The organism is Anaeromyxobacter sp. Fw109-5 (assembly GCF_000017505.1).
GTDB lineage: Bacteria > Myxococcota > Myxococcia > Myxococcales > Anaeromyxobacteraceae > Anaeromyxobacter.
Map to the genome: position 1 here is coordinate 715,193 of NC_009675.1, position 22,354 is coordinate 737,546.

At 74.1% G+C, this 22,354-nt stretch carries 25 protein-coding genes and 1 tRNA gene; 13 read left to right on the plus strand and 13 right to left on the minus strand.

Annotation, left to right across the window (positions count from 1 at the left end; genetic code table 11):
- Positions 1-83: 83 nt before the first annotated feature.
- From ANAE109_RS03240 to ANAE109_RS03255, 4 genes are all read right to left on the minus strand, one after another.
- Entirely contained in the window at positions 84-560 is a 477-nt protein-coding gene (locus tag ANAE109_RS03240; RefSeq protein WP_011984950.1) for an arginine repressor, read from the minus strand.
- On the minus strand, positions 557-2,653 hold the full coding sequence (gene argJ, locus ANAE109_RS03245; RefSeq protein WP_011984951.1) for a bifunctional glutamate N-acetyltransferase/amino-acid acetyltransferase ArgJ: 2,097 nt from the start codon (positions 2,651-2,653) through the stop codon (positions 557-559). The genes ANAE109_RS03240 and argJ overlap by 4 nt, the downstream gene beginning before the upstream one ends.
- Position 2,654: 1 nt before the next feature.
- Positions 2,655-3,689, minus strand: a complete 1,035-nt coding sequence (argC, locus tag ANAE109_RS03250; RefSeq protein WP_011984952.1) for an N-acetyl-gamma-glutamyl-phosphate reductase — start codon at positions 3,687-3,689, stop codon at positions 2,655-2,657.
- Between the two features lie 129 nt (positions 3,690-3,818).
- Positions 3,819-3,902: transfer RNA gene (locus ANAE109_RS03255), tRNA-Leu, on the minus strand.
- A 124-nt stretch (positions 3,903-4,026) separates the two neighbouring features.
- Between ANAE109_RS03255 and ANAE109_RS03260 the strand changes: the two genes are divergently transcribed.
- Positions 4,027-4,818 carry a hypothetical protein gene (locus ANAE109_RS03260; protein WP_041448097.1) on the plus strand — a complete coding sequence of 264 codons (792 nt, stop codon included), beginning with the start codon at positions 4,027-4,029 and terminating at the stop codon, positions 4,816-4,818.
- A gap of 131 nt (positions 4,819-4,949) precedes the next feature.
- Positions 4,950-5,972, plus strand: coding sequence for a hypothetical protein (locus tag ANAE109_RS03265; protein ID WP_011984954.1), 1,023 nt, complete (start codon positions 4,950-4,952; stop codon positions 5,970-5,972).
- 24 nt (positions 5,973-5,996) lie between these two features.
- Here the strand turns inward: ANAE109_RS03265 and ANAE109_RS03270 are convergent, their stop codons facing one another.
- Positions 5,997-7,397: a protein-disulfide reductase DsbD gene (locus tag ANAE109_RS03270; RefSeq protein WP_011984955.1), complete on the minus strand. Its 1,401-nt coding sequence runs from the start codon at positions 7,395-7,397 to the stop codon at positions 5,997-5,999.
- Positions 7,398-7,550: 153 nt separating this feature from the next.
- Between ANAE109_RS03270 and ANAE109_RS03275 the strand changes: the two genes are divergently transcribed.
- The 7 genes from ANAE109_RS03275 (at position 7,551) to iscX (ending at position 12,705) form a co-directional block, all read left to right on the plus strand.
- Positions 7,551-8,765 carry an IscS subfamily cysteine desulfurase gene (locus tag ANAE109_RS03275; RefSeq protein WP_011984956.1) on the plus strand — a complete coding sequence of 405 codons (1,215 nt, stop codon included), beginning with the start codon at positions 7,551-7,553 and terminating at the stop codon, positions 8,763-8,765.
- Positions 8,766-8,779: 14 nt separating this feature from the next.
- Entirely contained in the window at positions 8,780-9,241 is a 462-nt protein-coding gene (gene iscU / locus ANAE109_RS03280) for a Fe-S cluster assembly scaffold IscU (protein WP_011984957.1), read from the plus strand.
- 13 nt (positions 9,242-9,254) lie between these two features.
- Positions 9,255-9,584 carry an iron-sulfur cluster assembly accessory protein gene (locus ANAE109_RS03285; RefSeq protein ID WP_011984958.1) on the plus strand — a complete coding sequence of 110 codons (330 nt, stop codon included), beginning with the start codon at positions 9,255-9,257 and terminating at the stop codon, positions 9,582-9,584.
- Positions 9,585-9,656: 72 nt separating this feature from the next.
- Positions 9,657-10,280, plus strand: a complete 624-nt coding sequence (gene hscB / locus ANAE109_RS03290) for a Fe-S protein assembly co-chaperone HscB (protein WP_011984959.1) — start codon at positions 9,657-9,659, stop codon at positions 10,278-10,280.
- 12 nt (positions 10,281-10,292) lie between these two features.
- On the plus strand, positions 10,293-12,179 hold the full coding sequence (hscA, locus tag ANAE109_RS03295; RefSeq protein WP_011984960.1) for a Fe-S protein assembly chaperone HscA: 1,887 nt from the start codon (positions 10,293-10,295) through the stop codon (positions 12,177-12,179).
- 6 nt (positions 12,180-12,185) lie between these two features.
- Positions 12,186-12,491, plus strand: coding sequence for a 2Fe-2S iron-sulfur cluster-binding protein (locus tag ANAE109_RS03300; RefSeq protein ID WP_011984961.1), 306 nt, complete (start codon positions 12,186-12,188; stop codon positions 12,489-12,491).
- A 16-nt stretch (positions 12,492-12,507) separates the two neighbouring features.
- Positions 12,508-12,705 carry a Fe-S cluster assembly protein IscX gene (gene iscX, locus ANAE109_RS03305; protein WP_011984962.1) on the plus strand — a complete coding sequence of 66 codons (198 nt, stop codon included), beginning with the start codon at positions 12,508-12,510 and terminating at the stop codon, positions 12,703-12,705.
- Between the two features lie 18 nt (positions 12,706-12,723).
- Here iscX and ANAE109_RS03310 read toward each other — a convergent pair whose 3' ends face one another.
- Genes ANAE109_RS03310 through ANAE109_RS03340 form a run of 7 tightly spaced genes read right to left on the minus strand, consistent with a single transcriptional unit; the run spans position 12,724 to position 18,673 of the window.
- The gene (locus tag ANAE109_RS03310; RefSeq protein ID WP_011984963.1) at positions 12,724-13,800 is read right to left on the minus strand and encodes a chemotaxis response regulator protein-glutamate methylesterase; all 1,077 of its coding nucleotides are present in this window, start codon (positions 13,798-13,800) and stop codon (positions 12,724-12,726) included.
- Positions 13,800-14,708 (minus strand): protein-glutamate O-methyltransferase CheR, encoded by a 909-nt coding sequence (locus tag ANAE109_RS03315; protein ID WP_011984964.1) that lies wholly within the window; start codon positions 14,706-14,708, stop codon positions 13,800-13,802. The genes ANAE109_RS03310 and ANAE109_RS03315 overlap by 1 nt, the downstream gene beginning before the upstream one ends.
- A gap of 3 nt (positions 14,709-14,711) precedes the next feature.
- Entirely contained in the window at positions 14,712-15,269 is a 558-nt protein-coding gene (locus tag ANAE109_RS03320; protein WP_011984965.1) for a chemotaxis protein CheW, read from the minus strand.
- A gap of 18 nt (positions 15,270-15,287) precedes the next feature.
- Positions 15,288-16,964, minus strand: coding sequence for a chemotaxis protein CheA (locus ANAE109_RS03325; RefSeq protein ID WP_011984966.1), 1,677 nt, complete (start codon positions 16,962-16,964; stop codon positions 15,288-15,290).
- An 8-nt stretch (positions 16,965-16,972) separates the two neighbouring features.
- On the minus strand, positions 16,973-17,485 hold the full coding sequence (locus ANAE109_RS03330) for a chemotaxis protein CheD (protein WP_011984967.1): 513 nt from the start codon (positions 17,483-17,485) through the stop codon (positions 16,973-16,975).
- A complete protein-coding gene (locus ANAE109_RS03335) occupies positions 17,482-18,291 on the minus strand; it encodes a GAF domain-containing protein (RefSeq protein ID WP_011984968.1) in 810 nt (269 codons plus the stop codon). Before ANAE109_RS03335 ends, ANAE109_RS03330 begins: the two co-directional genes overlap by 4 nt.
- Positions 18,292-18,301: 10 nt before the next feature.
- On the minus strand, positions 18,302-18,673 hold the full coding sequence (locus ANAE109_RS03340) for a PleD family two-component system response regulator (RefSeq protein ID WP_011984969.1): 372 nt from the start codon (positions 18,671-18,673) through the stop codon (positions 18,302-18,304).
- Positions 18,674-19,096: 423 nt separating this feature from the next.
- Between ANAE109_RS03340 and ANAE109_RS03345 the strand changes: the two genes are divergently transcribed.
- Together ANAE109_RS03345 and ANAE109_RS03350 are read left to right on the plus strand one after the other, a co-directional pair.
- Positions 19,097-19,744 carry a hypothetical protein gene (locus tag ANAE109_RS03345; protein ID WP_041448099.1) on the plus strand — a complete coding sequence of 216 codons (648 nt, stop codon included), beginning with the start codon at positions 19,097-19,099 and terminating at the stop codon, positions 19,742-19,744.
- Positions 19,741-20,676: a lamin tail domain-containing protein gene (locus ANAE109_RS03350; protein ID WP_011984971.1), complete on the plus strand. Its 936-nt coding sequence runs from the start codon at positions 19,741-19,743 to the stop codon at positions 20,674-20,676. The genes ANAE109_RS03345 and ANAE109_RS03350 overlap by 4 nt, the downstream gene beginning before the upstream one ends.
- 8 nt (positions 20,677-20,684) lie before the next feature.
- Here ANAE109_RS03350 and ANAE109_RS03355 read toward each other — a convergent pair whose 3' ends face one another.
- Entirely contained in the window at positions 20,685-21,377 is a 693-nt protein-coding gene (locus ANAE109_RS03355; protein WP_011984972.1) for a response regulator, read from the minus strand.
- 75 nt (positions 21,378-21,452) lie between these two features.
- Here ANAE109_RS03355 and ANAE109_RS03360 point away from each other — a divergent pair, with 75 nt between their 5' ends.
- On the plus strand, positions 21,453-21,962 hold the full coding sequence (locus ANAE109_RS03360; protein WP_011984973.1) for a chemotaxis protein CheW: 510 nt from the start codon (positions 21,453-21,455) through the stop codon (positions 21,960-21,962).
- Positions 21,959-22,348, plus strand: coding sequence for a chemotaxis protein CheW (locus tag ANAE109_RS03365; RefSeq protein ID WP_011984974.1), 390 nt, complete (start codon positions 21,959-21,961; stop codon positions 22,346-22,348). The genes ANAE109_RS03360 and ANAE109_RS03365 overlap by 4 nt, the downstream gene beginning before the upstream one ends.
- Positions 22,349-22,354: the final 6 nt, after the last annotated feature.

The window sequence follows — 22,354 nt, forward strand, 5'->3', positions numbered from 1 at the left end:
GACGAGCGGGGTGGCCGGAGATCCGGGGGAGCGGGGGAGCGGGCGGGCGGTGGGGAGCGGCCCGAGAAAACGCCCGCGCTCGGCTACTGCGCGGGGCCCTCGCCCGCGACGGGCGCGCCGAGCAGGTCGGCGAGCCGGGTGGCGAGCTTGCGCGCCCGGAGCTCGCCCGCGGGGGCGACGAAGATCGTGTCGTCGCCCGCGATGGTGCCGAGTACGTCCGGCAGCCCGGCGAGGTCGATGGCGCGCGCGATCGCCGGCGCGCTGCCGGGATGGGTGCGGATCACCACCAGCGACGCGTTGGACGCGACCTCCGAGACGAGGCCCCGCAGCGTGGCGAGCCCGTCGCGCTCGGCCGCGCCGGCGGGGAGCTCGTAGACGGTCCCGCCCTCCGGCCGCGAGACGCGCCGGGCGCCGAGCTGGGCGAGGTCGCGGGACAGGGTCGCCTGGGTCGCCTCGATGCCGCCCGCGCGCAGCGCCTCCAGGAGCTCCTCCTGCGTCCCGATCCGGCGCGCGCGGAGGAGGCGCGCGACCACCTCGCGGCGGTGGCGCTGGTGCGTCATGACGTCACCAGGGAGCCGACCCCGCGGTCGGTGAAGAGCTCGGCGATGACGGTGTGCGGCTGGCGGCCGTCGAGGACGTGGACGCGCTCCACCCCGCCGGCGAGCGCGGTCAGGATCGACTGCGCCTTCCACTTCATCCCGCCCGTCACGGCGCCGATCTGCACCCGGTGGGCGAGGTCGCCGGTGGTGAGCTGGCGCACCAGCTGGCCGTCCGGGGTGGACTCGAGGATGCCCGGCACGTCGGTGAGGTAGATGAGCTTCTTCGCCCCCAGCGCGACCGCCACCGCCGCCGCGACCTCGTCGGCGTTGATGGAGAGGCTGCCGCCCTCGTCGGAGAGGCCGATGGGCGAGATGACCGGCACGTACCCTCCGTCGAGGAGCATGCGGAGGAAGTCCCTGTTCACCTCCACGACCTCGCCCACGTGCCCGAGATCCCGCCCGGACTCGTGGACGGCCTTGCGGGCGCGCAGGAGCCGTCCGTCCTTGCCGGAGAGGCCGACCGCGCCCGCGGCGCGCGCGTTGAGCAGGGCGACCAGCTCCTGGTTCACCTTGCCGGTGAGGACCATCTCCACGACCGGCAGGCTCTGCGCGTCCGTGACGCGCATCCCGTCCACGAACTCGCTCCGCTCTCCCAGCTTCTCGAGCGTCTTCGTGATCTCGGGGGCGCCGCCGTGGACCACCACCGGCTTCAGCCCCACCTTCTTGAGCAGCGAGACGTCCTCGGCGAAGGCCTCCTTGAGGCTGTCCTTCACCATGGCGGCGCCGCCGTACTTGATGACGGCGATCTGGCCGGAGAAGGCGGCGATGTACTTGAGCGCCTCGGCGAGGAGCGCCCGCTTGAAGGCGGGGCTGTAGTTCGAGACCCGATCGTCCTTCGCCACGCCCCCGTCCGGCTTCTGGATGATGAGCGAGGTGTAGTCCGCGTTGATCTTGACGTAGTCGTAGGAGAGGTCGCAGCCCCAGGCGACGGCGCGGGCCTCGCCGTCGGCGAGCTCGACGAGCACGTCGATCCGGCTCTCCCGCATGCGGGTGCGGAGGTTGTCGCGGTCGAACTCGATCGGCGCGCCGCCGCCGAAGACGGTGATCCCCTGCAGCGAGACCCGCGCCTTGTACGGATCGATGGGGTAGCCCGCCGCGCCCGCGCGCGCGCCGACGGTGGAGAGGATCCGGCCCCAGTTCGGATCGGCGCCGAAGAGCGCCGCCTTCACGAGCGGCGACGACGCGATCGAGCGGGCGCAGTCGCGCGCGGCCTCGTCGCCCGGCGCGCCGGTGACCACCACCTCCACGAGCTTGGTCGCGCCCTCGCCGTCCGCGGCCATGGCGCGGCCCATCTCGCCGAGCAGGTCGGTGAGCGCGGCCTCCAGCACGGCGAGGTCCGGCCCCGGCTCGGAGATGCGGGGGTTGCCGGCGAGCCCGTTCGCGAGCGCGAACACGCAGTCGTTCGTGGACATCTCGCCGTCCACGGTGACCATGTTGAGCGTCTTCTGGACCGCGCGGGAGAGCGCCTCCTGCAGGGCCTTCGGCGTCACGGCGGCGTCGGTCGTGACGAGGCACATGGTCGTGGCGAGCTGGGGCGCGAGCATGCCCGAGCCCTTGCAGATCGCCGACAGCACCGCCGCCTTGCCGCCGAGCGTCACCTCGCGCGCCGCCATCTTCGGCCGCGTGTCGGTGGTCATGATCGCCTCGGCGGCGAGGTCGGCGTGGTCGCCGAGCTGATCGACGAGCGCGGGGAGGGCGGTCACGATCTTCATCGCCGGGAGCCGCGCGCCGATGACGCCCGTGGAGGCGGTCAGCACGGCGCGCTTCTGGATCCCGAGCGCGTCGGCGACGGCGCTGCGGATCACGGCGACGTCGTCGAGGCCGGCGGGGCCGGTGAGCGCGTTCGCGTTCCCGGAGTTCGCCACGATGGCGCGGATCCCCTCGGCCGGCACGCGCGGCCGCGCGTCGAGCACGGGGGCGGCCGCGGCCTTGTTGATGGTGAACACGCCCGCGGCGGCCGCGGGGTGATCCGACACCACGAGCGCGAGGTCCCGCCGCTGCGGCTTGAGCCCGCAGGCGACGCCGCCGAACCGGAAGCCCTTCGGGATCTTCACCTCAGCCTCCGAGCAGATCCAGGCCGGCCGTCTCCGGCCAGCCCATCGCGGCGTTCATGGCCTGCACCGCCTGCCCGGCGGCGCCCTTCACGAGGTTGTCGATGGCGGAGGTGACGAGCGCCACCCCCGCGCGCGGATCGACCGCGACGCCGACGTGGGCGCGGTTCGTGTGGAGCACGTCCTTCACCGTCACCCGGTCCGCGGCGACGACCCGCACGAACGGCTCGCCGGCGTAGGCCGCGCGGAGCGCGCCCTCGAGGTCGGCCGGGCGGGCGCCGCCCGCGAGGCGGAGGGCCACGGAGGAGAGGATGCCGCGCCGGATGGGGACGAGCACCGGCGAGAAGGCGATGGGACCGCAGGCGCCGGCGTGGCGCAGCACGGTCTGCTCGATCTCGGGGACGTGCTGGTGGCGGCCGAGGCGATAGGCGCGCAGGTCGTCGGCGACCTCACCGAAGCTGTAGTCCTCGGCGGCCTTGCGCCCCGCGCCCGACACGCCGGAGAGGCCGGTGACGACGATGCCCTCGGGCGAGGCGAGCCCCGACTTCACGAGCGGCGCCACCGCGAGGGCGATCGACGTCGCGTAGCAGCCCGGGTTGGTGACGAGGCGGGCTCCGGCGAGCCCCGCGCGCGCGAGCTCCGGGAGCCCGTAGCGCGCCTCGGCGAGGAGCTCCGGGGCCGGGTGGGCGAACCCGTACCAGGCCGGGTAGGCCGCCGGATCGGCGAGCCGGAACGCGCCGGAGAGATCGACGACGCGGGCGCCGCGGGCGAGGAGCTTCGGGGCGAGCTCCGCCGACACCTCCGCCGGCGTGGCGAGGAACACGAGCTCGCCCTCTGCGCGCTCCGCCTCGGACAGCGGGCGGTAGCGCAGCGCCGCGAGCTCGCCCGCGAGCGGGAGCCGGGCGCCGGCGGCCTCGTCCGCCCAGCGATCCGAGTAGAGCCCCGCCACCTGGACCTGCGGGTGCCGGGCGAGGAGCCGCGTCAGCTCGAGGCCGGTGTAGCCGGACGCGCCGACGATCGAGGCGGGAAGCTTATGCATGGGCCTGCATAAATATGCAGACGGGCCGCGATGTCAAGCCGCGCCGCGGCGCGGCCGGCGAGGCAAAAGGAGACGCGAAGGGCGGGCTCGCGTTCGCGAGCCCGCCCTCGGAAGCTACGTGAGGCGGAGTGCCCAGGAGAGGATTCGAACCTCCACGGTTTTGAGGCCGCCAGACCCTGAATCTGGTGCGTCTACCAGTTCCGCCACCTGGGCTTTGGGGGCCTCCTCATATGCCGTGGGCCGACGGGGTGTCAACCGGGAATCCCCCCGGCGCCCATCCGTTTCGTCCGTGCCGGCGCCTCTGCCCGCTACAATGCGCCGTCCCGGGAGGAACCGCATGCTCGCCACCTTCTTCGCTCTCCACCTCATGCTCGCGGCGCCGTCGATCCAGGGCGGGGCGCAGGGGACGCCGCCCGCCGAGGCCGGGCCGGAGGACTGGCCCTACGAGACCCCGCCCGGCCAGGAGCCGCCGCCGGCGCAGCCCCCTCCTCCGGCGCCGCCCCCGCGCCAGCCCGCGCCCCGCGTGGCCACCTCCCCGCAGCCGGGCACGCAGCCGCGGCTGCGTCAGCTGTCCCTCCTCTCCGCGGAGCCGCTCGGCGGCGGGTCGGCCACGCTCGCGTGGGCCGGGTGGTCGTCGGTGGGGATCGCGTGGGCGCAGGGGCTCACGCTCCGCGACGACCTCGGCGCGTTCGGGGACCTCGACTGGGCCAAGACGGAGCTGCGCCTCGGCGGCTTCTATCGCCGCCCGCTCGGCGCGGCGGGCGGGTGGGACATCGCCGGCCGGTTCGGCCTCGCGTACTACGCGAACTACGGCGGCGAGTGGGTCCACGACGACAACCACCACGACCGCGGCGTCGAGCTCTCCCCCGCGCTGGTCCTGTCCGCCCGCGCGATCGGCGGCATCGTCGCGCTCTCCGGCGAGGCGCCGGTGACGGTGACGGTGAAGCACGACGCCGGCATGCTCTTCACGCCGCGCTTCGCCGCGTCGTACGAGACGCCGCTCTACGACGAGGTCACCGTCGGCGTCCGCGCCGCGCTCGGCTACCGCGTCGGCGCCGGCGACGCCCCCCTGCGCGACGGCATGGCCGACCTCCAGTTCCTGGTGCTCGCGGGCTACCAGGTCCTGTAGGCGCCTGTCGCAGGACGTCGCCGCGAGCCGTTCCGCGACGCGCTCCGGCGCGATTCGACCTGGACGGCATCGCGCCACGGTGTTCTCCTCCGGTGACATTCGCCCCGGCTTCCGCCGGCGAGGGGTTCACCATGAGGACATGTGCCGTGCTGACCGCGATCGCGGCCGCGCTCGCGGGGTGCTCGGGACCGAAGGACGCCCCGACGCCGCGGCCCGACACCTCGACCATCGGTGCGTTCTGCGACGCGATGCTGGCGGCGTACTCGAGCAAGCTCGCCTCCTGCTACCGCCTGACGCCGGCGACGATCGAGGGAGAGCTCGACGGGTCGCAGTGCCGCGCCTACCAGGCGTTCGCCGACGCCGGCCGGCTCACCTACGACGCCGCGCAGGCCTCGCGCTGCGTCGCGGAGATGCAGGCGGCGAGCTGCGAGCAGTTCTGGTTCTGGAACGATCCCGGCGCCCCCTCCTGCGCGTCCGTCTTCGCGGGGCACACGCCGCCCGGGAGCTCCTGCGCGGTGTCGGAGGCGTGCGCCGGGGGACGTTGCACCGACTGGACGGACCATTGCAGCGGCACCTGTGTCGCGTGGCTCGCCGCAGGCGAGGCGTGCGACCTCGAGCCTTGGGGCTGCGCGCCCGGCCTCGCCTGCGACGCGGGACAGGTCCCCCCGCGCTGCGCCGTGCCGTCGTACGCTGGCGAGGGCCAGGCGTGCGGCGCGTTCGGCTGCGGCGTGGGCCTCTGGTGCGATGGCGACACCTGCCGTGCCAAGACCGCCACGGGGAGCTGCGCGACCGGTGAGGAGGCCTGCGCGGCGGGGTCGTACTGCAGGTCCGGCGCCGCAGATGAGGCGAGGTGCGTGCCACTCGTCGGCGTCGGCGAGGCGTGCGGCGCCGCCGTGCTCTGCGGACCCGGATCCCACTGCGATGCCGCGAGCGGACGCTGCGCGGAGGATCCGGGCCCGGGCGAGCCCTGCGCCGAGCAGACCGAGTGGGGGGACGGCTGCGCCCGCTCGTGGTGCGACGCAGGAACCTGCCGCGCGTTCGTGCCCGAGGGCGAGGCGTGCACCCAGGCTCAGGAGTGCGGGCCGCTCTCCTGCATCACGAGCGTCGGCGGCGGCCTCACGTGCGTCGACGAGTTCCAGGCCTGCATGCCCTGAGGCCGGGACCGGCTTCGCCGCGCGCTACCAGCGGGCGGCGCAGGCGAGCGCGCCCGCCGGCGCGGCGGTCGCCGGGGGCTTCCCCTCGCAGGCCTGGTCGACGCCGCGCAGCTTCTCGAGCATCTCCCCCGCGGGGATCGCGCCCGTCACGCGCTCCGGGACCTCCCGGCCACGCGGGTCGATGAAGATCACCGTCGGCATGCCGACGATCCCGTACTTCTCCGAGAGCGCCTGGAACGCCTCGGAGCCGTCGGTGCCGTCGAGCTTCACCGCGACGAACCTGCTCGCCTCCTCGCGCACGCGGGTGTCGGCCCACGCGATCCTGTCGAGCTCCTTGCAGGCGGTGCACCAGTCGGCCCAGAAGTCGATGATCACGGGGCGGCCGGACGCCTTCGCGAGCGCGATCGCCTCCTCCTCCGAGTGGAGCCACGCGAACGCGGCGGCCGAGCGCTCCCGCTCGCGCGCCCCCGAGGCGCCCGCGGCGTACACGATCCCGCCCACGAGGAGCGCGATACCGAGCCCCTTCGCGGCGCGCTCGAGCGCCGGGCCGTGGAAGCTCCCCTGGAGGGCGCCGGCGAGCACGCCGGCGGAGGCCAGGGCGGCGGCGATCACCGCCGCCTCGCGGGCCGCGGAGAAGAGCGGCTTCACCTGCGGGAAGGCGTCCTTCAGGAAGACGCCGGCGGCCGCGAGGAGCGCCACGCCGAACACCGACTTCACGGTCTCCATCCAGGCGCCGCTCTTCGGCAGGGAGATGGAGAACGCGCCGATGAGGAAGAACAGGAGCCCCATCCCGAGCGCGTAGGTGAACATGATGCCCAGCCCGAACGCGACCGACCCCTTCGCGGCCACGAAGGTGAGCGCCGCCGCCAGCACGGGACCGGTGCAGGGGGCGGCGATGATCCCGGAGACGAGCCCCATGGCGAACGCGCCGGTCCGGCCGGCCCCGCCGACCCCGGAGAGCCGCGCCTGCCACGACGAGGGGAGCTGCAGCTCGAACGCCCCGAACATGGAGGCCGCCATGGCGACGAGGACGACGGCGACGAACCCGATCACCCACGGGTTCTGCATCACGCTGCCGAAGGCCTTCCCGGTGAGGGCCGCGCCCACGCCCAGGGCGGAGTACATCGCCGCGATCCCGAGGACGTAGAGGGCGGAGACCGCCGTCGCCTCCCGGCGGCTGCCGGCCTTGCGGGCGCCGAAGATGGAGACGGTGATCGGGATGAGCGGGTAGACGCAGGGGGTGAGGCTCGTCGCGACGCCGCCGGCGAACGCCACCGCGAACGCGACGATCGACCCCTCGGCCAGCAGGGAGCCCAGCTGGAGGTCGCTCTGCGCCCCCGTCGGGCCAAGGCCTGCCAGATCGGGAAGCCACAGCACACCGGCGAAGGTGACCGCTGCGAGAAGTATCCGGGTGGTAAGGCGCATGTGTACCTTCGGAACCTAACGAAATTCCGCTGTGTCGCCCAGTGCTTGCTCGCGGGACTCGCTTGACCGGGTGCTCGATTTCCTTATACTCGACTCCGCCCGTCGACGTCAGGCGGCGCGAATCCCAATGCACTTCGAGAGCCCGCGGGCGCGATGAAGATTCCGATCTACATGGACTACCACGCCACGACACCGGTCGATCGCCGGGTGCTCGAGGCGATGCTGCCGTACTTCGCCGAGGACTTCGGGAACGCCGCCTCCAAGAGCCACGCCTTCGGCTGGCGCGCCGAGGAGGCGGTCGAGGCGGCGCGCGAGGAGGTGGCGAGGCTCGTCGGCGCCTCCGCGAAGGAGATCGTCTGGACGAGCGGCGCGACCGAGTCGGACAACCTGGCGGTGAAGGGCGCGGCGCAGTTCTACCAGTCGAAGGGCAAGCACCTCGTCACCTGCAAGACCGAGCACAAGGCGGTGCTCGACTCGATGCACGCGCTCGAGCGCCAGGGCTTCGAGGTGACGTTCCTCGACGTGGAGAAGGACGGCCGGCTGGATCCCGCTCGCCTGCGGGCCGCGCTGCGCGAGGACACCATCCTCGTCTCGATCATGCACGCCAACAACGAGACGGGCGTCGTCCACCCCATCGAGGAGATCGGGCGGATCACGCGGGCCGCGGGCGTGCTCTTCCACTGCGACGCCGTGCAGAGCGCCGGCAAGCTCCCGTTCGACGTCGAGGACGCGAACGTCGACCTCGCCTCCCTCTCGGCGCACAAGATGTACGGGCCGAAGGGCGTGGGCGCGCTCTACGTCCGGCGCAAGCCGCGCGTCCGGCTCATCGCGCAGATGGACGGCGGCGGGCACGAGCGCGGCTTCCGCTCCGGCACCCTGAACGTGCCGGGCATCGTGGGGTTCGGCAAGGCGGCCGAGCTCGCGCGCCTGGAGGGCGCCGCGGAGGCGGAGCGGGTGCTCGCGCTCCGCGAGCGGCTGCGGAAGGGGCTCGACGCCGGGCTCGATCTGCTCACCGTGAACGGCAGCCTCGCGCACCGCGTGCCGGGGAACCTGAACGTCAGCTTCGCCTACGTGGAGGGCGAGGCGCTGATGATGGCCATCAAGGACGTGGCGGTGTCGTCCGGGTCGGCCTGCACGAGCGCTTCGCTCGAGCCGTCGTACGTGCTCCGCGCGATGGGGATCTCGGAGGATCTGGCGCACTCCTCGATCCGCTTCGGCCTCGGCCGCTTCACCACCGAGGAGGAGGTGGACCACGTCGTCCGCCTCGTCGTCGAGAAGGTCCGCAAGCTCCGCGAGATGTCGCCGCTGTACGAGATGGTCAAGGAAGGCGTCGATCTCTCGCAGATCGAGTGGGCGAACCCGCATTAACCGAAGGAACGAAGATGGCGTACTCCGACAAGCTCCTCGATCACTACGAGCACCCGCGCAACGTCGGCTCCCTCGACAAGGCCGACCCCGACGTGGGGACCGGCCTCGTAGGGGCTCCCGCCTGCGGCGACGTGATGAAGCTGCAGATCAAGGTGAACGGCGAGGGCGTCATCGAGGACGCCAAGTTCAAGACCTTCGGCTGCGGCTCCGCGATCGCCTCCTCCTCGCTCGTGACCGAGTGGGTGAAGGGGAAGACCGTCGACGAGGCGCTCACCATCAAGAACACCGACGTCGCGAACGAGCTGAACCTGCCGCCGGTGAAGATCCACTGCTCGGTCCTGGCGGAGGACGCCATCAAGGCGGCCGTCGCCGACTGGCAGAAGAAGCGGGGCGTCGCGCCCACGGTGAAGCCGGACACCGTCCAGGGCGATCGCGCGGAGCTGCTCGAGCGCGGCGTGCTGAAGTCGGGGATCTGAGAGGGCCGGACCCATGGCGGGCATCGAGATCAGCGAGAAGGCGGCGGTGCGCATCCGCGCGCTCTCGCAGGAGAAGGGGACGCCGCAGGGCGGGCTCCGACTCGGCGTGAAGGGGGGCGGCTGCTCGGGCCTCTCGTACTTCATCGACTGGGCGCCGGAGCCGGCGAAGCACGATCAGGTGATCGAGCGCGACGGCGCGCGGCTCTTCGTCGATCCGAAGAGCGCCGTGTTCCTCGCCGGCACCGTGGTGGACTGGCAGCAGACGCTGATGCAGAGCGGCTTCGTGTTCCGAAATCCCAACGTGAAGAGCGCTTGCGGCTGCGGCGAGTCGTTCACCATCTAGTCGGATCGTGGTAGTGCGTTCCCGCTCCGCGCCGGGATCGCCCCGGAGGAGCGGGAATCGCTTTCGAGAGGCATGCGCCGCCCGATCTGCTGGAGCTGCGAGCTGGAGCTGGAGAGCGGGACGCTCTTCTGCGCCCGCTGTCGCAAGATCCAGCCGGTCGCCCGCACCGAGGACTACTTCTCGCTCCTCGGCCTGCCGCGCCAGTACGCGCTCGACCCCGTCGAGCTCGAGCGCCGCTTCCGCGAGCTGTCGCGGGTGCTGCACCCGGATCGCTTCGCGCGCGCCGAGCCGCGGGAGCGGCGCCTCTCGCTCGAGCGGGCGACCCGGCTCAACGACGCCTACCGCTACCTCAAGGACTGGCGGCTCCGCGCCGCCTACCTGCTGAAGCTCGCCGGGACGGACGTGTTCTCGGAGGGCAGGACGTTCGCCGACCCCGAGTTCCTCGAGGAGCAGCTCGAGTGGCGCGAGGCGCTCGCCCTCGCGCTCGCGGACGGGGACGGGGAGGCGCTGCGCAGGATCGCGGCGGCGACGCGCGGCCGCCTGGAGGCCCTGGAGGCGGAGGTCCGTGGCATGTTCGAGGACGATCACTGGTTCTCCGAGCTGCCGGTGGACATCGCGCGGCGCCTCTCCCGCGCGCGCTACTACGACAACATCGTGGCCGACGCCGAGCGCGGCGCCGCCGCGACCGGACACTGAGGAGCGCCCCCCATGCCCCGCGCGATCGGGATCGATCTCGGCACCACGAACTCCCTCGTCGCGCACGTCGACGAGCGGAACCGCCCGCAGGTGCTCGAGGTCGAGGACGGGCGCCACCTCCTGCCGTCGGCGGTGCACTACGGCGCGGCCGACGACGCCGAGGTGGGCGCCGGGGCGAAGCGCCGCGCGCCGGAGCGGCCGCTCGACACCATCCTCTCGGTGAAGCGCTTCATGGGCCGCGGCCCGGCCGACATCCGCCCGGAGGACCGCGGCATCTACCGCTTCGACGAGGCGGGCGCGGTCGTGAGGCTGGTCGTGAACGGCGGCGCGCGGGCGGTGACGCCGATCGAGGTCTCCGCCGAGATCCTGCGCGTCCTCAAGCGCCGCGCCGCGGACGCGCTCGGCGGTCCGCCGGGCGGCTGCGTGATCACCGTGCCCGCCTACTTCGACGACGCGCAGCGCCAGGCCACGAAGGACGCCGGCCGGCTCGCCGGCCTCGAGGTGCTCCGGCTCCTCAACGAGCCCACCGCCGCCGCGCTCGCCTACGGGCTCGACAAGCGCTCCCAGGGCGTGTTCGCGGTCTACGATCTCGGCGGCGGCACGTTCGATGTCTCCATCCTCCGCCTCGACGGCGGCGTCTTCGAGGTGCTCTCGACGGTCGGGGACACGCACCTCGGCGGCGACGACTTCGATCGCCTGGTGGCGCGGGAGCTCATGGCGCGCGGCCTGTCGCCCCGCGCCGACGAGCCGTCGCCGGCCGTGCTGCGCGGCGCGGTGGCCGCGGCCCAGAAGATCCGCGAGGAGCTGAGCGCGCACGAGGTGGTCGAGGCGGACGTGGAGCTGCCCGAGGGGCACCGCCTCCTAGCGCGGCTCACCCGCGCCGAGCTGGAGGCGCTCATCCAGCCGGTGGTCGAGCGCACCACCGGCCCCTGCCAGCACGCGCTGCGCGACGCCAACGTCGCGAGGGTCGACGGGGTCGTCCTCGTCGGCGGGGCGACCCGGACGCCGCTCGTGCGGCGCCACGTGCGGCGGCTGTTCGGCCAGGAGCCGCTCACCGACCTCGATCCCGACACCGTGGTCGCGCTCGGGGCCGCCGTGCAGGCGGACGCGCTCGACAAGGGCGGCCGCGAGGACGTGCTCCTCCTCGACGTCATCCCGCTCTCGCTGGGCGTGGAGATGATGGGCGGGGTGGTCGAGAAGATCATCATGCGGAACTCGACCATCCCGGCGAGCGCCACGCAGCAGTTCACCACCTACGCGGACGGCCAGACCGGCATGGTGGTGCACGTGGTGCAGGGCGAGCGCGAGCTCGCGCACGACTGCCGCTCCCTCGCCCGGTTCACGCTGAAGGGGATCCCGCCGATGCCGGCGGGCATCGCGCGGGTGGAGATCACCTACGCGGTGGACGCGGACGGGATCCTCCAGGTCTCCGCGCGCGAGCTCACCACCGGCATCGAGCAGAAGATCCAGGTGAAGCCCACGTACGGGCTCACCGAGGACGAGGTCGAGCAGATGCTCGTCGAGAGCATCGAGCACGCCGAGGAGGACGTCACGCAGCGGTTCGTCGCCGAGTGGCGCGTCGAGGGCGACCGCATCCTGGCCTCGCTCGAGTCGGCGTTCGCGCTCGACGGCGAGCTGCTCGAGCCGCCGGAGCGGGCGGCCATCGAGGAGCGCATGGGCGGGCTGCGCGAGGCGATGGCGGGCACCGACTACCTCGCGGTCAAGGCGTGGATCGAGTCGCTCGACGGGGCCTCGAAGGCGTTCGCCGAGCGCCGCATGGACAAGCACATCCGCCAGGCCATGGCGGGTCACCGCGTCGAGGAGTTCGCCCAGAGCATCGTCGAGCACCCGCGCGCGACCGGCTCCAAGGACGGCGATCTCGACGATCAGGGGGAGTAGGAGCACATGCCGAAGGTCACCTTCCTGCCCCACGGCACGACCGTGGAGGTCCGCCGCGGGTCGTCGATCCTCGACGCCGCCGAGCACGCCGGCGTCGAGCTCCCGCACAACTGCGGCGGGGTCGCGGCGTGCACCACCTGCCACGTCTGGATCGAGAAGGGGTTCGACTCGCTCTCCGAGATCGGCGACCGCGAGGACGACAAGCTGAACGAGGCCGCGGGGCTCACCCAGACCTCGCGCCTCGGCTGCCAGGCGCGCGTCTCCGACGAGGACGTGGTGGTGCGGATCCCGGGGAACCGGATCGCTTCCTGAGAGAGGGGACCCACGGATGAGATGGACGGACGTGCGGGAGATCGCGATCGCGCTCGCCGAGGCGCACCCCGGAGTGGCGCCGCTGGCCGTGCGCTTCACCGACCTCCATCGCTGGGTGCGCGAGCTCCCCGGCTTCGCCGACGATCCCGGCAAGTCGAACGAGAAGGTCCTCGAGGCGATCCAGATGGCCTGGCTCGACGAGGTCGAGGATTGACGAGCGTGGCCGCCGCGCTCAGGGCGTGATCGACTCCCGGGGGCGCGGCCCCCGGGACCAATGAAGCAGCGCCGGGGCGATGCGCGGCAGCGGGAGGACCTCCTCGACCGCGCCGCGCGCGATCGCCTCCTTCGGCATCCCGAACACGACGCAGCTCGCCTCGTCCTGGGCGAAGGTGCGCGCGCCCGCCGCCCGCAGCTCGGCGAGCCCATCCGCGCCGTCGTCTCCCATGCCCGTGAGGATCACGCCGGCCGCGTTCCCGCCCGCGGCCTGCGCCGCCGAGCGGAAGAGGACGTTCACGCTCGGCCGGTGCAGCGACACCGGCGGCCCGTCGAGGACGTCCACGAAGTAGCCGTCGCCCGCCCGGCGCAGCGCGAGGTGGCGGTCGCCCGGCGCCACGAGCGCGCGGCCCGGGCCGAGCCGGTCTCCCTGCGCGGCCTCCTTCACCTCGATCCGGCAGGTCCTGTCGAGGCGCGCCGCGAACTGCGCGGTGAACACCGGGGGCATGTGCTGGACGACGGCGATGCCGGGGGCGTCCGGCGGCATCGCCCCGAGCAGCACGCGAAGCGCCTCCGTCCCGCCCGTGGACGCGCCGACGACGACGATCCGGTCGCCCGCGCCGCGCGCCGCCGGACGCGCCGGCAGCACCGCGTCGGCGGAGAGCTTCTGGACCAGGGGTGGGGCGGACGGCCGGCGCCGGACCCGCGCGAGGACCGCCGCGCGCACCACGTGCACGAGCCGCCCGGCGGAGCCCTCGAGGAAGTCCTTCACGCCGAGGCGCGGCTTCTCGACGAGGTCGACCGCGCCCTCCTCCAGCGCGCGGAGCGCGACCTCGGTCCCCGGGCCCGCGAGCCCCGAGCAGACGACGACCGGGATGGGATCCTCCGCCATCAGCTTGCGGAGGAAGGTGAGGCCGTCCATCCGCGGCATCTCGATGTCGAGCACGATGGCGTCGGGCCGCTCCCGGCGCATCTTCTCCATCGCGATGAGGGGATCGTTGGCGGTCGCCACCGCGAGGCCCGCCCGGCCGAGGATCTGCGCGAGCGCCTGCCGCACCACGGCGGAGTCGTCCACCACGAGGACGCGCGCGGGCATCAGGCGTCCCGCGCCGGGGCGAAGGGCGTGTAGACGGTGGGCACGACCGAGCGGGCCCGCGCGGTCAGCCCGCCGAGGCTCTCCGCGTGGCCGAGGAACAGGTGCCCGCCGGGCGCGAGCCGGTCGAGGAGCCGCTCCACGACGCGCTCCTTGGCGCGGCGCTCGAAGTAGATGAGCACGTTGCGGCAGAAGACGAGGTCGAACCGCTCGTCCGGCCAGCCGTCGCCGTTCAGGTTGAGCCGCTCGAACCGCACCAGCGCCCGCAGCTCGGGGCCCGCCTTCATGAGCCCCTCCTGGCTGCCGACGCCCCGGAGCATGAAGGCCTTCAGGTACGGCTCGGGGATCTCCCGCGCCTTCTCGACCGGCCAGACCGCGGCGCGGGCGCGATCGAGGATCCGGGTGGAGAGGTCGGTGGCGAGGATCTGGAGGTCCCAGCCCTGCGGGAGCGCGTCGAGGAGGGCCATGGCGATGGAGTAGGGCTCCTCGCCGCTCGAGCACGCCGCGCTCCACACCCGGAGCCGCCGCGGCCGGTCGCCCGCCTCCGCCTGCTCCCGCAGCGCGGGGAGCAACCGCCCCGCGAGGAGCTCGAAGTGGCGCGGCTCGCGGAAGAAGTGCGTCTCGTTCGTGCAGATCGCGTCGAGCATCCGCACCTTCTCGGCCGGATCCTCCCGGACGCGCTCGTGGTACGCGCGGTAGCTCGCCATCCCGAGCTCGCGGAGCCGGCGCGCGAGCCGCCCGACGAGCAGCGCCTTCTTCACCGGCGCGAGCCAGATGCCCGCCTCGCGGTGGATGAGCGACTGGAACAGCTCGAACTCGTCGTCGCTCAGCGCGGTGACGGCGTGCGCGGTCACCGCCGGGGGGGTGGCCCCGGCGCGGTCCGGCCGCCGCCGCTCCGCGGGCGCCGGCACGCGCTACGCCGCCTCCGCCGGGTCGGCGGGCGCGTCCGGGGTCGCGTCCCCCGGCGCGGGGGCGCCGTCGAGCGCTCCCGCCGCGGCCTCCCGCGCGAACTCCTTCTCGTCCGCCGAGATGACGCGATCGAGATCGAGCAGGAGCACGAAGCGCTTGCCGACCTTCCCGACCCCGAGGAGGAAGTCGACGCGGACGGCGGTGCCGAAGGCGGGGGCCGGCTCGACGTCTCCGGGGCCGAGCTCGATCACCTCCTGCACGGCGTCGGCCATGACCCCGACGACCGCGGGTTGACCGTCGAGGCGCGCCTCCACGATGAGGATGCACGTGAGGCGCGAGACCTCGGTCTCGGCCAGCCCGAACTTCGCGGCCAGGTCGATCACCGGGACCACCTGGCCGCGCAGGTTGATGACCCCGCGCACCGACCGCGGCGTGGACGGCACCCGGGTCACCGTCTCGTACTGGAGGATCTCCTTCACCTTGAGGATGCCGACGCCGTACTCGCCTCCCCCCAGGGAGAAGGAGAGGTACTGCGCGCGCTCGACCGCGTCCGTCGCCTGCATTGTCGTCTCCCGTTGCGGCTACGCCGCCTGAGCCTGGGCTGCCCGCCGGAGCGTCTCGCGCAGCAGCCCTCCCACGTCGAGGATGAGCGCCACGTTGCCGTTGCCGAGGATGGAGGATCCCGAGATCCCCACGACCCCGCCGAACATCCGGCCGAGCGGCTTGATCACGGTGGAGCTCTCGCCGTGCAGCGCGTCCACCGCCACGCCCGCCGTGTGCGCGCCGTGCCGCACCACCACCACGTTCTGGCGCGCCGGGGGCGCGCCGCCGAGGCCGAAGTGGTCGCGCAGGCGCAGGTAGGGGAGCGGGGCGCCGCGCACGTTCAGGATCCCGCAGGGCGCGCCCGCGGCGCTCTGCTCGGCCGGAAGCTCCAGGCACTCCACCACGGCGTCGAGCGGCAGGATGAAGGTCTCGTCCGCGACGCCCACCTTGAAGCCCTGGATGATGGCCAGCGTCAGCGGCACGCGGAGGGTGATCTCGGTGCCCACCCCGGGCGCGCTGTGGATGGCGACGGACCCGCGCAGCGCCTCGACGTTGCGGCGCACGACGTCCATCCCGACGCCGCGGCCGGAGAGCTCCGTGACGCGGTCGGCGGTGGAGAACCCATGCTCGAACACGAGCCGCGCGGCCTCCTCGTCCGTGACGCGGTCGGCCTCCAGCGCGAGCCCCTGCGCGACGGCCCGCGCCGCGATGCGCGCCCGGTCGAGGCCGCCGCCGTCGTCGGCGACCTGGATGACCATGCTCCCGGCCTCGTGGAAGGCGCGCAGCACGACCGTGCCCACCGGCGGCTTGCCCCGGGCGCGACGCGCCTCGGGCGACTCGATGCCGTGGTGCAGCGCGTTGCGGACCATGTGCGTCAGCGGATCGCGGATGTGCTCGATCACCGCGGTGTCCACCTCCACGTCCTCGCCCTCGACCACGAGGCGCGCGCGCTTGCCGAGCGCGCTGGCGGCGTCGCGGACGGTGCGCGCGTGCGGATGGAACGTCGGTCCGATGGGCACCATGCGGGCCTGCATGATGAGCTCCTGCAGGTCCTGGTAGAGCCGGTCCGCCTCGCGGTGCGCCTCGAGGAGGTGCTCCGCGCCGTCGCCGCCGCGCTGCTCGAGCAGGTCGGTGAGCCGCCCGCGCGCCACCGCGATCTCGCCGGCGAGATCGAGCATCCGGTCGAGCTTCGCCACGTCCACGCGCAGCGTGCGCGCGCCGCTCCCGTGGCCGGGGGCCGCCGCGCGCTCGGGCGCGCCGCCTCCGCCGCCGCGAGCCGGGAGGGGCGCGTCGGGGCCGGCGCCCGAGGGCGCTCCGGCCGCCTGCGCCGCGTCGGCGAGCCGGCGCCGGAAGGCGAGCGCCGCCGGGGACTCTCCCTCGGCCCCCGCCGCCGCCGCGCCGACCGCCTGGCGGAGCACGTCCACCGACCGCAGGAGGAGCGTCACGAGCGCGTCGGTGACGCCGAGGCTGCGCACGCGGAGCCGCTCGAGCACGTCCTCGAGGTCGTGCGCGAGGTCCCGTACGCCGTCGAAGCCGACCAGCGCCGCGCCGCCCTTCAAGGTGTGCGCGTCGCGGAACAGCGCGTGGAGGATCTCCTCGTCGCCCGGGCGAGCCTCGAGGGCGACGAGCGCCTGCTCCATTCGCCCGAAGGTCTCCTCCGCCTCCGCCAGGAAGGTCTGCACGAGGAGCTCGCGGTCGATGCCGAGTTCGTCCATGGGTGCTCTCACAGCTGGCGGACCCAGGCGGTGCCCTGGTCCACGATGAAGACGACCTTTCGCCCGCGCGCGCCGCCGACGTCGTGGTCGAGCACCGGGATGCGCGCCTCCTCGAGGAGCCGGAGCGCGAGCGCCGCGTTCTCCTCGCCCAGGTTGCGCGAGCCGCGGAACGCGCCGATGACGCTCGCGCCCCCGAACACCTTGGCGACGAGGGCGCCGCGGGCGGCGCCCTCGCGGACGACCGCGTCCACGAGCTGAGGCACGGCGACCTTCCCGAAGCGGGGCGACCGCTCGCGGCCGACGGGGTTCGGCAGGAGGAAGTGGTTCATCCCGCCCACGCCGGTGGTCGGGTCGTGCAGGCACACCGCCACGCAGGAGCCGAGCACCGTGGTGATGGCCGTGGGCGCGGCGGCGGTCGCGAGCTGGCCGGCGTGCAGGTAGACCTGCGCGCGGCCGGCGGCGTCCGGAGGGCCGCCGCCGGAACGCTCGGAGGGCAGGGTGAGGCGTTCGGGCGAGCTCACGCGATGGGCGCGCCGGCCTGCGAGGCTCTGAGGTGGAGCGCGAGCCCGGCGTGGGCCGAGAGGAGCTCGAACACGGCGTGGTCCTGCTCGTCGAGCACCGGCTTGTGCCCGAGGAGCCGCCAGATCGCGAGCGCGCCCACGACGTCGTCGCCCGCGCGCAGCGGGATGCACGCGGTGAGATCGGCATCCGGCGACTCGGGGGCGGGATCGCGCCCGGCGATCCAGGCGGCCCCGGTCGCGGCGGTCCGGCCGATGACCCCCTCGCCCAGCCCGATCGTGTGGATCGGGCCCGGGTCCACGCCGAAGGCCTTGAGCAGCTCGAGCCCCCCGTCGCGGCGCTCGAAGAGCGCGAGCTCCTCGGAGCCGACCACGTTGATGACGATCTCCTGAACCGCGGTGACGACGTCCGCGCGCGAGCGGCCCCCGTGCAGCCGCTCGAGGGCCACGAAGAGCTGGGCGAGCTCGGTCGCCCGCTCCTGCGCCGCGACGTACTCGTCGGAGAGCCTGCCGTGCTCGGCCTCGAGCTCGTCGACGCGCACGCGCAGCCGGTCCCGCTCGGCGCTCGCGTGGGCGATCGCCTCGCGCGCGAGCGCGAGCTCGCTCGCGAGCCGCCGGCGCTCCAGGTCTCCGGAGTCCGCCGTGGCGGTGGCCGGCGGGACGGACGGGCGCGCCTCGCCGGCGAGCCGCTGCTGCTCGGAGCGGAGCGAGGAGATCACCTCGCGCAGGCGCTCGCTCATCTTCTGGAGGTCCTGGCCGGTGCCGGAGGGCGGCGGCGTGGGCCGGTCGCTGCGGGGGCGGTCCGACATGACGCTCCTGCTACTGCCCGAGGCAGCTGCGCACCTTGGCGAGCAGCTCGAGTCCGTTGATGGGCTTGGTCACGTAGTCGTTGCAGCCGCTCGCGTAGCCCGACTCGACGCTCGCGAGCTCGCCGCGAGTCGTCACCATGATGACGGGGATCTCGCGGGTGTCCTCCTGCTCGCGGATGCGGCGGCAGGCCTCGAAGCCGTCCATCCGAGGCATCACCACGTCCATGAGGATCAGGTCGGGCCGCTCGGCGATGGCCTTCTCGACGCCCTCGGCGCCGTCCTTCGCCGTCACGACGTCGTACGCGTACTTCGAGAGGATCATTCGCTCCATCAGGAGAACGGTGGACGAGTCGTCGACGAGCAGGATCTTCTTCCGGTCCATCACGGGGCGGCCTCCGCGCGCGAGCTACGGGGCCTCGGGCGGTGCAAGCGCGGCACCACCAGGCGGGGTGGGTGCGAGGCGCAGACCTCCTGCCGCGGGGTCGGCGTTGGAACCACCGGAAATTACCGGGATCGGCTCGCGGTGACGGGGTTCCGTCCGCTACTGCGAGTCGGTTGCCGTACCGTGAACGGGGCACGTGATACCGCCCGCGGACGACTCGCGCCGGACCCTCGGGCGGGGGTTGGGCAAACCCCGGGTCGGGTCATCGGGGGGTGCGGCCGCTCGAGCGCCGCGGCGACGCGTAGCGACGGGCGAGGGGACGCGTGCGCGCCCACCGGCCGGCGCGTGGACGCCGGGTCGCGAGCAAGCGCGCGATATCAGGACTGCTCGCGGCGGTGCGCGCCGTGCTCACGCGCGCGGGCCATGACCTCCCTGCCCGTCGCCCTGGCCGCCGCGCTCGCCGCCACGGCGCCCCGCGCCGCCCCCCGTTCCGCAGCGCCCCCCACCGTCGAGCCAGCGCCGGACGTGTCCGTCGAGGCCGCGGAGGTCGAGGCCCTGCGCGCGCTCGCCCTCCTCTCAGCGGGCGAGCCGAGCATCGGCGAGGTGCAGGCGGCAGCCGCCCTGGCCGCGGAGGAGGACAACCCCGGCGCCGCCGGGTTCGCCCGGCGGGCGCGCGTGGCGGCGCTGCTCCCACGGCTCACCGCCGAGTACCAGCGCGACGAGCGCAGCTACCGGGTGGTCGGCCTGCAGGGCTCGGGCGAGGTCGACTACCTGCGCGTCGCTCCCGGCCATGCGGTGTCGCTGCGCGCGACGTGGGATCTCGGCGGCCTGGTCGCGGCGACCGGCGAGGTCGCCGCCGCCGCGGAGCGGACCGCGCGCGCCCGGGCTCGCGCCGAGGCGGTGAAGCGGGCCACGGCGGTGTACTACGAGCGGCGCCGGCTGCGGCTCGCGCTGCTCCTCGCGCCGCCGTCCACGGCGCTCGCCCTCGGGCAGGCGGAGCTCGAGATCGACCGGCTCGGCGCGGAGCTGGACGCGCTCACGGCCGGTCGCTTCGGCGGGGGCAGGAGATGAGACGCGCGGCGATCGTGCTGCTCGCCGTCGCGTGCGGACTGCCGGAGCCCGCGCCGCTCGCGCGCGTGGAGAGCGTGGCTCCGGAGGGCCCGGGGATCCCGCCGGAGCTCGCCGCCGCCGAGCTCCGGTTCACGGCTCCGGTCGAGGCGGACGGGATCACCGACGGCGCGCGGCTCGTGCTCGTCCCGGCGGCGGCGCTGCGCGAGGCGCTCGACGCGGTCGAGTCCGAGGCCGGCGCGCTCGACCTGCCGGCGCGGGTGCCGGCCACGGCGGCGCTCGCCGAGGGCGGCCGCCGCGTGCTGCTGCGGCCCGCGGCGCCGCTGCGCCCGCTCTCGCCCTACGTGGTGGTGCTCTCCTCGCGCGTCGCCGCCGCCGGCGGAGGTCCCGTGCTCGACGCCGAGGGGCGCCGCCGTCCGACCGTCGCGGCGTTCGAGACGGCGGCGGCTGCGGGGCCACCGCCGCGCCCCGTCATCACGGAGGTGCGAGCGGACGCGGCGACGCCGGAGGCGGGCGGCGAGTACGTCGAGATCGCCAACCTGGGGGAAGGCCGGCTCGATCTCGGCGGCTGGCGGCTGGCGAAGCGCACGGCGACGGGGGCGCTCACCTCCTGCGCCGTGAGCGCCGCACCGGCGGACGCCGTCCCGCCCGGAGCCGTGGCGCTCGTGGTGGGCGGCGCGTACGACGGCCGCTACGCCTTGCCGGCCGGGACGCCGCGGGTCGCCTGCGGCGGGACCGCGCTCCTCGGCGGGATCGCGAACGACCGGCCGCCGGAGATCCTCCTCCTCGATCCGCTGGGCGAGGTCGCCTCGACGTTCGGCGCGGGAGGCGTGGCGCCGGTCTGCCCCGCGGCGGCGGAGCGGATCGACCGGGACGGGCCGGACGCGGCGGACAACCTCGCCTGCGCGCCGGGAGAGGGGACCCCGGGCGAGTGAGCCCGGGGTCAGCAGGCGTTGTCGACGATCCACTTCCCGAGGAGCTCGTCCTTCAGGAGGTAGCCGTCGGCGCCACACTCCGCGACGAGCCTCTCGATCCGCTCCTTGTCCACGCCCGAGCAGAAGACGACCTTGATCGAGCGGAACATCTCGTTCTTCTTCACGAAGCGGCAGAACTGCGCGCCGTCCACCTTCGGCATGTTGATGTCGAGGAGGATGAGGTCGGGGCGGGTCTGACGTTTCAGGATGATCGAGGTCGCCTTCTCGGCGTCGGGTGCGTACTGGATCTCGAAGCCCTTGGCCTCGAGCTCCTCCGTGAGCAGCCGCGCGACGATCTCGGAGTCGTCCACGATGAGGACCCGGCGGCGCGCCTCGAGCGCGGCGGTGAAGCGGCGCGGCAGCTCTTCCGCAGGGGAGGCCGGGACTGCCCCGTCGAGCTTCAGCTCCGCCGCCTTCTGCGCCAGCTCCTCGGGAGTGCCGTCGCCGACCAGCAGGGCGCGGCCGCCGAAGCCGCGATCGCGCAGCAGCGGAGGCGCCTGCTTCGCCCGAGCGGCGTCCACGAGCAGCGCTCCGGCCCCGGGGGTCTCGGCGACGAGCGCGTGCGCCTCGCGCTGGAGCACGACCTGGTGCCCGGCGGCCTCGAGCGCCATGCCGGTCAGGTGTAGGAGGATCTCGCTCTCGCAGCAGATGAGAACCTTCACGTCGCCCCTCTCGCGGTGAACAAAATAGCACCGATCTTGCCCGTGCGTCCCGGGCTCGCGGATAATCCGCGCCCGATGCCCGAGCCGAAGGAAGCCCAGCAGCCCGGAACCGGCGCGCAGCCGACGGCGCCGGAGGCGTGGTTCTTCTGCCTGAAGCTGCTCGGCGGACGCTACGCGTTCGAGGCACCGCTCGTCACCGAGGTCGTCCGGCTCGGACCCCTCACGCGCCTGCCGGCGGCGCCCGCGTTCCTGCCCGGCGTCTTCACGCACCGCGGCGAGGTGCTCCCGGTGCTGGACGTGGCGCAGCTCGTCGGGCAGGGAACGGTCCCGCTGCGCCCGAGCACGCGCGCCGCGATCGTCCACTGCGGCCCCTGGAAGGTGGCGGTGGTGAGCGACGCCGTGGAGGGGCTGGTCTCGATCCCGCGTCGCCAGCTCGAGCCGCCGCCGGCCGAGTCGAGCGGCGTCGCAGAGTTCCTCTCCGCGGTGGGGCGCGATCGCCTCGGCTCGGTCGCCATCCTCGACCTGCCGCGCCTCGTCGAGACGGCCCGGGCGCGCGCCGTGCCCGCGGGGAGCGCCCTGGCGTGACCGGCCCGACGAGCGAGCTCGTCCTGTTCCAGGTCGGCGCGCGCACGTTCGCGGCCGTCGTGCACGACGCCATCCGCATCGGCAGCGTCCGCGACGTGTCTCCCGACGAGCTCGTGCTGGAGACGGCCCTCGGCGTCCCCCAGGGCCGCCTGCGCGGCATCGTGGTCGCGAGCCACGACGACGCGATGGAGCGGACGCTCGTCGTCGATCAGGTGCTCGGAACCCGCAGCGTGCCCGACGAGCTCGTCCACCCGCTGCCTGCGTTCGCCGCCGCGTGTCTCGCCTCGGGCGCGGTCACCGGGTTCGTCCTGCTCGAGGGCGACCCCCTCCTCCTCGTCGATCTCCCCACCCTCGTCCGCGAGCGCGCCGCCGGCGCGACCGCGTGACGTCTC

What these genes read in the sequence shown, in the direction of transcription:
- ANAE109_RS03240 (WP_011984950.1), bottom strand. Translation starts at nt 560, where the DNA reads ATGACGCACCAGCGCCACCGCCGCGAGGTGGTCGCGCGCCTCCTCCGC.
- ANAE109_RS03320 (WP_011984965.1), bottom strand. Translation starts at nt 15,269, where the DNA reads ATGCAGGCGACGGACGCGGTCGAGCGCGCGCAGTACCTCTCCTTCTCC.
- ANAE109_RS03340 (WP_011984969.1), bottom strand. Translation starts at nt 18,673, where the DNA reads ATGGACCGGAAGAAGATCCTGCTCGTCGACGACTCGTCCACCGTTCTC.
- ANAE109_RS03270 (WP_011984955.1), bottom strand. Translation starts at nt 7,397, where the DNA reads ATGCGCCTTACCACCCGGATACTTCTCGCAGCGGTCACCTTCGCCGGT.
- ANAE109_RS03360 (WP_011984973.1), top strand. Translation starts at nt 21,453, where the DNA reads ATGCCCGAGCCGAAGGAAGCCCAGCAGCCCGGAACCGGCGCGCAGCCG.
- ANAE109_RS03310 (WP_011984963.1), bottom strand. Translation starts at nt 13,800, where the DNA reads ATGCCCGCGCGCGTCCTCGTGGTGGACGACTCCGCCGTGGTGCGGCAG.
- hscB (WP_011984959.1), top strand. Translation starts at nt 9,657, where the DNA reads ATGCGCCGCCCGATCTGCTGGAGCTGCGAGCTGGAGCTGGAGAGCGGG.
- ANAE109_RS03300 (WP_011984961.1), top strand. Translation starts at nt 12,186, where the DNA reads ATGCCGAAGGTCACCTTCCTGCCCCACGGCACGACCGTGGAGGTCCGC.
- iscX (WP_011984962.1), top strand. Translation starts at nt 12,508, where the DNA reads ATGAGATGGACGGACGTGCGGGAGATCGCGATCGCGCTCGCCGAGGCG.
- ANAE109_RS03325 (WP_011984966.1), bottom strand. Translation starts at nt 16,964, where the DNA reads ATGGACGAACTCGGCATCGACCGCGAGCTCCTCGTGCAGACCTTCCTG.
- ANAE109_RS03285 (WP_011984958.1), top strand. Translation starts at nt 9,255, where the DNA reads ATGGCGGGCATCGAGATCAGCGAGAAGGCGGCGGTGCGCATCCGCGCG.
- ANAE109_RS03275 (WP_011984956.1), top strand. Translation starts at nt 7,551, where the DNA reads ATGAAGATTCCGATCTACATGGACTACCACGCCACGACACCGGTCGAT.
- ANAE109_RS03350 (WP_011984971.1), top strand. Translation starts at nt 19,741, where the DNA reads ATGAGACGCGCGGCGATCGTGCTGCTCGCCGTCGCGTGCGGACTGCCG.
- ANAE109_RS03345 (WP_041448099.1), top strand. Translation starts at nt 19,097, where the DNA reads ATGACCTCCCTGCCCGTCGCCCTGGCCGCCGCGCTCGCCGCCACGGCG.
- hscA (WP_011984960.1), top strand. Translation starts at nt 10,293, where the DNA reads ATGCCCCGCGCGATCGGGATCGATCTCGGCACCACGAACTCCCTCGTC.
- ANAE109_RS03260 (WP_041448097.1), top strand. Translation starts at nt 4,027, where the DNA reads ATGCTCGCCACCTTCTTCGCTCTCCACCTCATGCTCGCGGCGCCGTCG.
- argC (WP_011984952.1), bottom strand. Translation starts at nt 3,689, where the DNA reads ATGCATAAGCTTCCCGCCTCGATCGTCGGCGCGTCCGGCTACACCGGC.
- ANAE109_RS03335 (WP_011984968.1), bottom strand. Translation starts at nt 18,291, where the DNA reads ATGTCGGACCGCCCCCGCAGCGACCGGCCCACGCCGCCGCCCTCCGGC.
- iscU (WP_011984957.1), top strand. Translation starts at nt 8,780, where the DNA reads ATGGCGTACTCCGACAAGCTCCTCGATCACTACGAGCACCCGCGCAAC.
- ANAE109_RS03265 (WP_011984954.1), top strand. Translation starts at nt 4,950, where the DNA reads ATGAGGACATGTGCCGTGCTGACCGCGATCGCGGCCGCGCTCGCGGGG.